This is a genomic window from Paenimyroides tangerinum, from assembly GCF_003865405.1.
Classification (GTDB): domain Bacteria; phylum Bacteroidota; class Bacteroidia; order Flavobacteriales; family Flavobacteriaceae; genus Flavobacterium; species Flavobacterium tangerinum.
Map to the genome: position 1 here is coordinate 20,920 of NZ_RQVQ01000035.1, position 10,152 is coordinate 31,071.

Below are 10,152 nucleotides of genomic sequence, written 5' to 3' on the forward strand. Positions count from 1 at the left end.
TAAAATCTAAGCTTTTGGATTGTTTTTCTTTTTTAATGCTTTTTTATCTAGATAATATTTGTTGACAACAGTAAGTAAAGAAGCTCCTGTACTCAGAGCTAAAGATGATAGTATGTTTTGATCATTAAAATAATAAAATGCTGCGGTCATAATTACAGTTAGACCAAAGAATTCAATGATATATCTTTTATATTTCATAAAAAAAGGAAGCATTTAATTTGCTTCCCTGTAAATATATTAAATTTCGTTTAACATCTTAGATATTTCATCTAACTTTGGAGTTAAAATAACTTCAATTCTTCTGTTTTTAGCTTTTCCTTCGGATGTTGAGTTTGTTGAAATAGGTGCAAATTCACTACGACCCGCAGCCGTTAAATTCTTTTTGTCAATACCAGAATTGGTTTCCAGAATATTTACAATTGCAGTTGCACGTTTGGTAGATAAATCCCAGTTCGATTCGATTCCGCCACCAAGATTCCCAACAATTTTATCGTTATCTGTATGTCCTTCAATTAAAATTGAAATATCAGGATTTTGAGCTAAAACTTTACCTAGTTCTTCAACTGCCGTTTTTCCTTCTTTACTAACAGCCCAACTTCCAGAATTGAAAAGTAATTTGTTTTCCATAGAAACATAAACTTTTCCGTTTTTCATTTCCACGGTTAAACCTTTCCCTTCAAAAGCATACAAAGCTTTAGATAACGAATCTTTCAAGCGTTTTAAGTTTGCATCTTGAGCAGCAAGTTTATTTTCTAATTCATTTACACGAGAAGATTTTTCGTTAAGTTCTGATTTTAGTTTATTTAAGCGATCAATTTCGGCTTTGATTGCAGTATCGCTATTTTTTTCTAATGTTTTATAACTTTCTGCAAGTTGATCATATTCGATTTGTAAACGGTTGCGTTCTGCAATTGCAGTAGCCAACATTCTTTCAGAAGTATTCAATGAATTTTCTAATTCAATTGATTCGTTTCGTAACGATTCTGCTTCGCTTAATAAGCGATTACGTTCTTCTGTGCATTCTTTGAATTGCGCATCAAGTTCATTGTATAAACGGCGTGTTACACAAGAAGAAAATAATGGAATACAAAGTGCAACTAGAATAATTTTTCTTATCATAAGTGGTTGATTTTTATTCAATTTCTAATCCGATTGGACAATGGTCTGAATGTTTTGCTTCAGGTAAAATATAAGCTCTTTTGATTCTATCTTTCATATTTTCTGTAGCTAAAAGATAATCAATTCTCCAACCTTTGTTATTATTTCTCGCATTGGCACGATAACTCCACCAACTGTAATTATGTGGTTCTGAGTTCAACATTCTAAACGTATCTAGAAAACCATTTTTCAAGAAACCATCTAACCATTTACGTTCTTCTGGTAAAAATCCAGAAACTTTCGCATTTCTTATTGGATCGTGAATATCAATTGCTTCGTGACAAATATTGTAATCGCCACCAATAATTAAATTCGGAATTTCTTTTTTAAGATTTGTTACATATTCTTGAAACTCATCCATATATTGAAACTTATAATCCAGACGTTCAATGTTTGTTCCAGAAGGTAAATAAAGTGACATCACCGAAACATTATCAAAATCGGCACGAATATTCCTTCCTTCAAAATCCATGTGTTCGATTCCAGTTCCGAAAACTACATTTTTAGGTTCTGTTTTAGAAAGAATCGCAACTCCGCTATATCCTTTTTTCTGAGCTGGATAATAATATTGAAACGGATATCCAGCTGCAGTTATTTCATCAACTGGTATTTGATTTTCTTGAGCCTTAATTTCTTGTAAACAAATCACATCCGGATCTGCTGCTTGTAACCAATCTAAAAATCCTTTAGTGATTGCTGCTCGAATTCCATTTACGTTATAAGATAGTATTTTCATTTTCGAATTTTAAAATATCAAAATTAAACAATTTAAATTACCTATTTGATTTAATAATATTCAAACAGTCAATTGATATTTATATAAATATGTAAATATGCTTGAAAGTTAATTTCTATTAAAAAACCTTAACATAACTTTTGTATCTTTGCTCTCTAATTATTACATTTTACTCAATGCAAATTGTAAATGCAAAACAAGTCGCGAAAGCCATAAAAGTCGATAAATTCGGAGCGTTTGGAACGTTTATCGGATGGGTTTTTATGAAAGTTACGCGCATTTCTAAGCTTAATAAAATATACACTAAATCATATGATTCAGACACGATTAAATTTTTAGGAAAGTTAGTTAATGAATTTGGTGTTTCTTATGATATTCCTACAGATGACTTAAAACGTTTACCTAAAACGGGACCTTATATAACGGTTTCAAATCATCCTCTTGGTGGTTTGGATGGGATTTTGTTGATGAAAATTATGTTAGAACATGATCCTGAATTCAAGATTATTGGTAATTTTTTACTTCAAGAAATTGAACCATTGAAACCTATCATTATGCCTGTTAATCCATTTGATGACATGAAAGATGTTAAGTCAAGTGTTATGGGGCTGAAAGAAACTTTGCGTCATTTAAGTGACGGAAAACCATTAGGTATTTTTCCTGCTGGTGAAGTTTCGACTATTGAAGATGGCAGTATCATGTTAGATAAACCTTGGGAACCGACTGCAATGAAGATTATTCAAAAAGCAAATGTTCCTGTTGTACCTATATATTTTCATACCAAAAACAGTAAATTATTTTATTGGCTAGCTAAAATTAATCCAATACTTCGTACTCTGAAATTACCCTCAGAATTACTTACACAAAGAAAGAAAGTAATAAAAATTAGAATCGGTAAATCAATTTCTGTTAATGAACAGAATGAGCATAAAGAATCATTAGAACAATACACGGATTTCTTACGTAAGAAAACTTATATTTTGTCAAAATCATTTAATGAACAAGACGAAAAAAAATTGCTAGGTTCGATTAATCTTGATATGTTGACAAAAACTACTGAGACGAAACCAAAACAAATTGCTCGAGCTGCGAATCAAGATAAAATTCTTGAAGAGATTGCAAAACTAAGAGAAAATTTAGCAGAAAATCGTTTTCTTCAAAGTAAAAGCTACGAAGTGTTTTTTGTTCAGGCAGAGAAGATTCCGAATATTTTACATGAAATTGGACGTTTGAGAGAAATCACTTTCCGCGAAATAGGCGAAGGAACTAATGAATCTATTGATTTAGATAAATTTGATAGATATTATTACCACATGTTTTTGTGGGACGAAGATCAGCAACGTGTTGCTGGTGCATACCGAATGGGATTGGGTTCTGAGATATTTCCAAAATATGGTATTGACGGATTTTACATGCAAGAACTTTTCAAATTTGAACCAGAATTACATAAAATGATGTCTGAATCGATAGAAATGGGGCGCGCTTTTATTGTTCCTGATTATCAACTAAAGCCGATGCCTTTGTTCTTATTATGGAAAGGAATTGTTCATACAACTTTACGTTACCCACAACATAAATTTTTAATTGGTGGAGTTAGTATCAGTAATCAATTTACAGATTTCTCAAAATCATTGATGATCGAGTTTATGAAATCTCATTATTACGATCCTTACGTGGCTCAATATATTCGTCCAAAGATGGAATATAAAGTGAAATTGAAAGATGCTGACAAAGATTTTGTTTTCAACGAAACAGAAGCCGATTTGAATAAGTTTGATAAAATTATCGATGAGGTTGAACCAGGAAATTTACGTCTTCCTGTGTTGATTAAGAAATATATCAAGCAAAACGCAAGAGTTGTAGCATTTAACGTTGATCCGTTATTTAATAACTCTGTTGATGGTTTGATGTACATTCGAATTGAAGATTTACCAGAAAGCACTGTTAAGCCAGTTATGGAAGAGTTTCAAGCTGAATTGGAACGAAGAGCAGAAAAATAATAGAATTAAAGCACGAGTTATTCTCGTGTTTTTTTTATGTTTGTTTTTTATCTAGATTTCTATTTTATGAAAGTTAAACTTGCTGAAAATTCAAATATCAATTCAATTATGGAAGTGATTGAATGCGCTAAACAAATCATGATTGATAACAGAAATACCACGCAATGGATTAATGGTTATCCGTCTGAAGACGTTATTTTGAATGATATAGTAAATCAACATGGATTTGTGATAACTAATAATGCTGAAATAGTTGGATATTTTTGCTTTATTCAAGGCAATGATCCAGAAGTGACTTATCAGGTTATAGAAGGCGGAAATTGGCTTAATAATCGCCCATATGGTGTAATTCATCGATTAGCATCAAACGGTAAAATTAAAGGAGTTGCTGATGCGTGTTTTGATTATTGTTTTACACAAATCGATAATATAAAAGTGGATACACACGAAAATAATATCCCAATGCAAAATTATTTCAAAAAAATAGGATTTGAATATTGCGGAATTATTTATGTCGGTGATGGTTCTCCACGTAGAGCTTTTCAGAAATGTAATGTTAGATACTAGTACTGAAAAAACAGAAATTTTTTAATAAAATATAGTAATTAAACGAAGTTGTCTCAAATTTTAATTTGAGACAACTTCGTTTCTGTATAACGTTTATATGATTTCGCTTTTCTTACCACTAAATAATATCCAGCAATTGGGATGATAAAGGATATAAATCTGTAAAAATATTTTTGTTCTTTATCTAACGGAAGTTTTTCAATAATAAATAAAGCTCTTACATATAAAATGAATGATAAACTTACGACTACTAATAAAATAATTTCTTTAATTGACATTGTATGTTATTTTTGGTTGGAACCAAATATAAACAAAAAAACTATTTTTTAATAAATTTCCGGAATGCTTTTCCTGAATTTGTTTTAATTTCAATCAAATAAATACCTGATGTTAGATTAGAAACATCAACTCTTTCGATATTAGATTTTAAAATTTGTTTTCCTTGAAGATTAAAAATAGTAACTTCTAAAATTTCTTCTTCGGTTTGAATGTTCAAATAATCTGAAGTTGGATTTGGATAAACTTTGAATTCTATTTTTTTATTGTTTGGATTTGATAAAGTTTCTGGGGCAACTGCAGGAACAGGAAAAGAAGGCGGTGTTGGTTCAGGAAAAATAAACATCCATCCATAACTGGCGCCGTACCAACGAGTATCTTCCAAAAGTACACCAGATAAACCTGAACCGTTCATTGCCATAGTCTCAAAAGTATCTCCGTTCCATGTACTCCAATAATCATATTCTTGCAAAGAAGTATCGTGTTGATTATAAGAAATATCATTTAAAAAATCTCCCGCATCGATTGTAAGATTTGGATCGGCTTCACCAATTTGATAAAACAAATCAGCGGCTGTTAAACCATCTTCTTCATTAAAACGAAAACCCCAAACATAAGAAGGCGTTTCACTTCCATCATTAAAATCAACAATAAAATAAGCGGTTTCAGTACCTTCTCCAATATAATATTGTACCGTACTATTATCAAATTGTGCAAAAATGGTCTGCGTAAAAAGCAGTAAGAAATACAAAGTAATTCTTTTCATAATATAAAAAATTTAAAGTTTTGTTCCCGAAACTTCACGGAGTTTATACATGAAAGAATTAGGCAAAAAATGCCCGAATAGTTTTCATAGACTTTAACTCCCGAAAGTTGAATTTATTTAAGGTAGGTCTCCTGGCTTGCATCTTATTGTTGGCCTTCCCAGAAAAAATTTCCAGTGGCGAGTAGTTAACAATAAGTTTTATAGCTTACAGTTGCGGGTACAGCTTAAGAATTGATTTTGCATCTCACTTAATTCCCTTTTATTGAACATCGTTCAACCTTAGATTGCAAATGTACGTTATTTTAAAATTAAACATAAAAAAAACCAATACGAATTGCATTGGTTCAATCTGATTTATTATTCAAAAGCTAATTTAATTGGAAAATTATATCGACAACGACTAGGAACACCATCGATTTCACAGACTTGAAATTTTGCCCTTTCAATAACACGGATGGCTTCGGCATCGCAAGATTCACAAAGGCTTTTGATAACTTTTATTTCTGATGGAATACCTGTTTTCTCAACAACGAATTCAATTTTTATATAACCCGAAATTTCATTGTTCAGCGCATCATCTGGAAATTGGTATTTCTCACTAAAATATTGTCTAAAATCCTGACCACTGGAAGTATAAATCAATCCGGAATTATCTGATATCTCACTACTATTAGCAGAATTTTTATAAGCTTTTTTAATTGGTACATCCACAGTTCCCGGAACTTGAACAACAACTTGAGCAAATACTGCTGTATTCATAAACAGAATAAGTATAAAATATATCCCTTTCATATCAATCATTTTTTATTAAAGATACAAAAAAAGATGTCATAAAGACATCTTATAAAAATTATTCAACTGTAAACTCTACGTTTTCAAATAATTGCGGAACTGGCGCTTTGAAATTTAGTTTTACTTTTGTTTTGTTTTCTGAGTTATCAATTTTCAAAGTTCCTTCAGTAATTTTGAAATATCCAGCAGAACCTTTACAATAACAATGACGCCCGAACGTCAATTTTACTTCTTGAAGCTGTTCATTTACATATTCTTTTTTGAATGTTTTAGCAGGAATTTCTATGAAAATTTCCTCTTTATGAAAATCATCTGCGTAACTTCCGTCTGCCTTTTTACGATCAAATTCATATTTGATTAAAATGGTTTCTTCATTAGCTACCATTTTAGGAACTCCTTTGGAATTAGTATCTTCTTTCAAAGCTATTCCCGGTTCACGCGTCGCTGTACAAACTCCATTTTCTGGACAAACAGATTTAATCGTAACCGTTTTTCCCAACCAATTTGTAGAAACAACACCTTTGGTTGAGTTGCAACTTGCCAAAATAGCTAAAGTTGCGATTGCTAACATTTTTTTCATATAATTAATATAATTATTTTCCATTGAAAGCGGTCATCGTATTTCCAAGTCCACCTAAAGCAAATGATTTAACGGCTTCAGCACTTACTGATAACCGTTCTTTTAAAGCTTCTGTTTCTTCGTCTGACCAATTTCCTAATACATAATCTGCTTGTTGTCCTTTTTTGAATTCATCAGAAATTCCGAATCGAAATCTCGGATAATCGGTTGCGCCTAATAAAGCCTGAATACTTTTTAATCCATTATGTCCGCCATCTGAACCTTTTGGTTTGATACGAATGGTTCCGAAAGGTAAATTTAAATCGTCAGTAACAACTAATATATTTTCTTTCTCGATTTTTTCTTTTTCCATCCAATGTTGAACTGCTTTTCCGGATAAATTCATGTAGGTATTTGGTTTTAAAAGCAATAAAGTTCTTCCTTTGATTTTAACCTCTGCCATCGCTCCTAACTTCACTGTTTGGAAATCAACTCCAGCTTCACGAGCAATAAAATCGACAACCTTAAAACCAATATTATGACGTGTATTTATATATTCTGCACCAATATTACCTAAACCAACAATTAAAAATTTCTTCATTTTTTGTATTTCTATTCTGTATTAAAAGTTAAATAACTTCATTACAAATGTATTAGATTTAAGTTGATAACATAAAATCTAAAACTATTTTTTAAAATATTTAACTCTTTAAAAAACAATATTCGTTAATAAATCATTAATTTTATTTGATAATAAATAACGAATAAAATGGGGTTCGAATATATTGAAATTGAACGTGTAAATAAGCTAACTAAAAAAGAGTTTATTGAAAATTATTACAAAAAACAGAAACCTGTTGTAATTACAAATCAGATTGAAGATTGGCCTGCTTTTACGAAATGGAATTTAGAATACATTAGAGAAATAGCTGGTGATAAAATGGTTCCTTTATATGATAGTAGAAAAACGGATTATACTAAGAAAGTAAACGAACCTGATTTTACGATGACCATGTCAGAATATATTGACATCATGCAAAAAGGTCCATCAGATTTACGTATTTTTCTTTATAATTTAATGAAAGACGCACCGTCAATGAAAGACGATATGCGTTGGCCCGATTTAGGTTTACGTTTAATTAAAAGTTTACCATTGGTTTTCTTTGGTGGTGAAGATGCAAAAGTTTTTATGCATTATGATATTGATTTTCCGAATATTTTTCACTTTCATTTTGAGGGGAAAAAACAATGTGTATTAGTTGACCCGAAAGACACAAAGTATATGTATCGTTTACCTTATTCTTGGCTTTGTCATGAAGACATAGATTTTGACAATCCTGATTTTGAGAAGTTTCCAGCATTAAAGAAAATAAATCCATATATAACTCAGTTAAATCATGGTGAAATGCTTTATATGCCTGAAGGTTGGTGGCATTATATGAAGTATCAAACTCCTGGTTTTTCATTGAGTTTACGTTCACTTGCTGGACGTCCAAAAAACTTGATTGGCGGTTTACGAAATGTACTTATCAATAGAATCTATGATAATTTTATGAGAAAACGCAAAGGTCAGGCTTGGCTTGATTATAAAGATGCTGAAGCAATTCGCAGAACAAATGCACAGTTATAAATATAAATAAAAAAATGAGTTAGAAATTAATCTAACTCATTTTTTTTATTCTTTTAAATTTCAAAAACTGTTTTGATAATTGGATATTTTTCGATTGCAGGATTTCTGACTACTTTATCTTTATTTGCTTTGTTTTTAATAATCATAACATTGTTTATGGTTACAAATCTTAAAGTATCTTTAGGAGATTCATAAACAACAACTTCAGCAAACCTGTCACTATCACATTCTGAGATTCTTTGATTTAAAGCTTCGAAATTGTTATTGTTAAATTCTCTAATTAACTTGTCTTTATCATCTACAAACGGAATTATTATCGATTCATTTCTTTTATTCATCCATGTATTATTTACTTCCGAAAACGGTTCTGAAACAACTCCATTTTTTACCATAAAAATTGTAGGTATCAAAACGATTAGAACTTCTGCAAACCAAACAGCCCATAGTAAAATTCCAGAAACCGTGTCGCTACTTTCAATAGAAAATGTTCCAAATTCATTAAAGAACTTAATATCTTCAACTAAGATATTTGGATGCGAGAAAATAAAAATAAAATCTTGTAATAAAATCTTAATATCTTGAGCATCTAAATTAAATGTGAATCCTTTTTCACTCAATATCAATACATCGAAAATTACCCATTGCGTATAAATTGCAAATAATCCAGAAAAAACGGCAATTGATAAAGCAACTTTCATATTTCGGATTTTACCGAATTTCAATCCATAATTAATTGATGAACCAATTGCAAAACCAAAAAAGCCAGCCGTTATTGCAGCAAACCAGATATTTGGAATTACTTTATTGATTACAATATATATTAATGAAAAAGCAACTGCTGATATAATACCCAAAAAAATAGTAGTTATTAATCCTGTAATCGGAACTACACCAGAGGAAATATATTTTTTTTCCATAAATAATTAAACTTCTTTAAATGAATTTATCATTGCGTTCATTTTTTCTTTGTGATCGTTTTCTTTACTATCAAAAGTCCAAGTTAGAATTTGATAATAATTTTCTTTTCCTTGAATGTATGTGAAATGATAATATGCGGTATAACCACTTATTTTTGCTTTTACTGTAAATAAAATTGCTAGTAATCCATTAATTGTAGTTTCTTTTGGGGTCAGAAACATAAGTTACATCAACACTTTCTTTAAAATAATCCACACAAAAAGTAGAATAATCATCTAAATTATTCTTGTAATCTTCAGTTAAATCATTTGACTTTAATATTTGCGAAAAACCAGAAATTGGCTCATCAATTACAGCGATATAAAGCTCTTTTATACCATTCATATACTGAAGTGAAGCATCAACATTCAAGCTTGTGGTTTCAGTTAAATAATCAGGTAAATCCATTGAATATTTATTATCAATGGTCACGGTTTGGTTTTTTACTTCATTATTACATGAAAACAATCCAAAACATACGAATAATATAAATAATTCTTTTTTCACAATACAATAAAATTATTTATATTTTATCATTCAAATATAACACTTTTATTAAAAAATTAACATTTATTGATCAAATACTTTTTCTCCATTGAAATAAAATATGTCGTCTTCTGTTATCAACATCATCGATTTGAATACTTGTAACCTGAATTCGATTATTAATACAAAGCTAACTGACTGGAATTTAGATGTTCAAATTTAATG

At 30.2% G+C, this 10,152-nt stretch carries 14 protein-coding genes and 1 riboswitch; of the genes, 3 read left to right on the forward strand and 11 right to left on the reverse strand.

Annotated elements, in window-relative coordinates:
• Positions 1–6 precede the first annotated feature (6 nt).
• The 3 genes from EG240_RS12975 to EG240_RS12985 are packed head-to-tail and all read right to left on the reverse strand — an operon-like array spanning position 7 to position 1,894.
• Complete coding sequence (locus EG240_RS12975) at positions 7–198, reverse strand: hypothetical protein (protein ID WP_125019818.1); 192 nt, start codon at positions 196–198, stop codon at positions 7–9.
• 39 nt (positions 199–237) lie between these two features.
• Positions 238–1,119 (reverse strand): OmpA family protein, encoded by an 882-nt coding sequence (locus EG240_RS12980; protein WP_125019819.1) that lies wholly within the window; start codon positions 1,117–1,119, stop codon positions 238–240.
• Positions 1,120–1,132: 13 nt separating this feature from the next.
• On the reverse strand, positions 1,133–1,894 hold the full coding sequence (locus EG240_RS12985; RefSeq protein WP_125019820.1) for an exodeoxyribonuclease III: 762 nt from the start codon (positions 1,892–1,894) through the stop codon (positions 1,133–1,135).
• A 176-nt stretch (positions 1,895–2,070) separates the two neighbouring features.
• On the opposite strand from EG240_RS12985, the gene EG240_RS12990 reads away from it, so the two are divergent.
• Both EG240_RS12990 and EG240_RS12995 read left to right on the forward strand, forming a co-directional pair.
• The gene (locus EG240_RS12990; RefSeq protein ID WP_125019821.1) at positions 2,071–3,894 is read left to right on the forward strand and encodes a GNAT family N-acyltransferase; all 1,824 of its coding nucleotides are present in this window, start codon (positions 2,071–2,073) and stop codon (positions 3,892–3,894) included.
• Positions 3,895–3,960: 66 nt separating this feature from the next.
• A complete protein-coding gene (locus tag EG240_RS12995; RefSeq protein WP_125019822.1) occupies positions 3,961–4,461 on the forward strand; it encodes a GNAT family N-acetyltransferase in 501 nt (166 codons plus the stop codon).
• A gap of 53 nt (positions 4,462–4,514) precedes the next feature.
• On the opposite strand, the gene EG240_RS13000 is transcribed toward EG240_RS12995, so the two are convergent.
• The 5 genes from EG240_RS13000 to pth form a co-directional block, all read right to left on the reverse strand.
• On the reverse strand, positions 4,515–4,739 hold the full coding sequence (locus EG240_RS13000; RefSeq protein WP_125019823.1) for a hypothetical protein: 225 nt from the start codon (positions 4,737–4,739) through the stop codon (positions 4,515–4,517).
• Between the two features lie 41 nt (positions 4,740–4,780).
• A complete protein-coding gene (locus EG240_RS13005) occupies positions 4,781–5,503 on the reverse strand; it encodes a T9SS type A sorting domain-containing protein (RefSeq protein ID WP_125019824.1) in 723 nt (240 codons plus the stop codon).
• A 104-nt stretch (positions 5,504–5,607) separates the two neighbouring features.
• Positions 5,608–5,800: riboswitch (cobalamin riboswitch) on the reverse strand.
• Between the two features lie 60 nt (positions 5,801–5,860).
• The gene (locus tag EG240_RS13010; RefSeq protein ID WP_158612028.1) at positions 5,861–6,295 is read right to left on the reverse strand and encodes an energy transducer TonB; all 435 of its coding nucleotides are present in this window, start codon (positions 6,293–6,295) and stop codon (positions 5,861–5,863) included.
• Positions 6,296–6,353: 58 nt separating this feature from the next.
• Positions 6,354–6,875, reverse strand: a complete 522-nt coding sequence (locus EG240_RS13015; protein ID WP_125019826.1) for a hypothetical protein — start codon at positions 6,873–6,875, stop codon at positions 6,354–6,356.
• 13 nt (positions 6,876–6,888) lie between these two features.
• Positions 6,889–7,455 carry an aminoacyl-tRNA hydrolase gene (pth, locus tag EG240_RS13020; protein WP_125019827.1) on the reverse strand — a complete coding sequence of 189 codons (567 nt, stop codon included), beginning with the start codon at positions 7,453–7,455 and terminating at the stop codon, positions 6,889–6,891.
• A 168-nt stretch (positions 7,456–7,623) separates the two neighbouring features.
• On the opposite strand from pth, the gene EG240_RS13025 reads away from it, so the two are divergent.
• Positions 7,624–8,484, forward strand: a complete 861-nt coding sequence (locus EG240_RS13025; protein WP_125019828.1) for a cupin-like domain-containing protein — start codon at positions 7,624–7,626, stop codon at positions 8,482–8,484.
• 53 nt (positions 8,485–8,537) lie between these two features.
• On the opposite strand, the gene EG240_RS13030 is transcribed toward EG240_RS13025, so the two are convergent.
• The 3 genes from EG240_RS13030 to EG240_RS13040 are packed head-to-tail and all read right to left on the reverse strand — an operon-like array spanning position 8,538 to position 9,948.
• Positions 8,538–9,401 carry a hypothetical protein gene (locus EG240_RS13030; protein ID WP_125019829.1) on the reverse strand — a complete coding sequence of 288 codons (864 nt, stop codon included), beginning with the start codon at positions 9,399–9,401 and terminating at the stop codon, positions 8,538–8,540.
• Positions 9,402–9,407: 6 nt separating this feature from the next.
• A complete protein-coding gene (locus tag EG240_RS13035) occupies positions 9,408–9,623 on the reverse strand; it encodes a hypothetical protein (protein ID WP_125019830.1) in 216 nt (71 codons plus the stop codon).
• Positions 9,592–9,948, reverse strand: coding sequence for a hypothetical protein (locus EG240_RS13040; protein WP_125019831.1), 357 nt, complete (start codon positions 9,946–9,948; stop codon positions 9,592–9,594). Before EG240_RS13040 ends, EG240_RS13035 begins: the two co-directional genes overlap by 32 nt.
• Positions 9,949–10,152: the final 204 nt, after the last annotated feature.

Excerpts from the sequence above, each read along its gene's own strand:
- EG240_RS12975 (WP_125019818.1), bottom strand. The coding sequence starts at position 198 with ATGAAATATAAAAGATATATCATTGAATTCTTTGGTCTAACTGTAATT.
- EG240_RS12980 (WP_125019819.1), bottom strand. The coding sequence starts at position 1,119 with ATGATAAGAAAAATTATTCTAGTTGCACTTTGTATTCCATTATTTTCT.
- EG240_RS12985 (WP_125019820.1), bottom strand. The coding sequence starts at position 1,894 with ATGAAAATACTATCTTATAACGTAAATGGAATTCGAGCAGCAATCACT.
- EG240_RS12990 (WP_125019821.1), top strand. The coding sequence starts at position 2,071 with ATGCAAATTGTAAATGCAAAACAAGTCGCGAAAGCCATAAAAGTCGAT.
- EG240_RS12995 (WP_125019822.1), top strand. The coding sequence starts at position 3,961 with ATGAAAGTTAAACTTGCTGAAAATTCAAATATCAATTCAATTATGGAA.
- EG240_RS13000 (WP_125019823.1), bottom strand. The coding sequence starts at position 4,739 with ATGTCAATTAAAGAAATTATTTTATTAGTAGTCGTAAGTTTATCATTC.
- EG240_RS13005 (WP_125019824.1), bottom strand. The coding sequence starts at position 5,503 with ATGAAAAGAATTACTTTGTATTTCTTACTGCTTTTTACGCAGACCATT.
- EG240_RS13010 (WP_158612028.1), bottom strand. The coding sequence starts at position 6,295 with ATGAAAGGGATATATTTTATACTTATTCTGTTTATGAATACAGCAGTA.
- EG240_RS13015 (WP_125019826.1), bottom strand. The coding sequence starts at position 6,875 with ATGAAAAAAATGTTAGCAATCGCAACTTTAGCTATTTTGGCAAGTTGC.
- pth (WP_125019827.1), bottom strand. The coding sequence starts at position 7,455 with ATGAAGAAATTTTTAATTGTTGGTTTAGGTAATATTGGTGCAGAATAT.
- EG240_RS13025 (WP_125019828.1), top strand. The coding sequence starts at position 7,624 with ATGGGGTTCGAATATATTGAAATTGAACGTGTAAATAAGCTAACTAAA.
- EG240_RS13030 (WP_125019829.1), bottom strand. The coding sequence starts at position 9,401 with ATGGAAAAAAAATATATTTCCTCTGGTGTAGTTCCGATTACAGGATTA.
- EG240_RS13035 (WP_125019830.1), bottom strand. The coding sequence starts at position 9,623 with ATGTTTCTGACCCCAAAAGAAACTACAATTAATGGATTACTAGCAATT.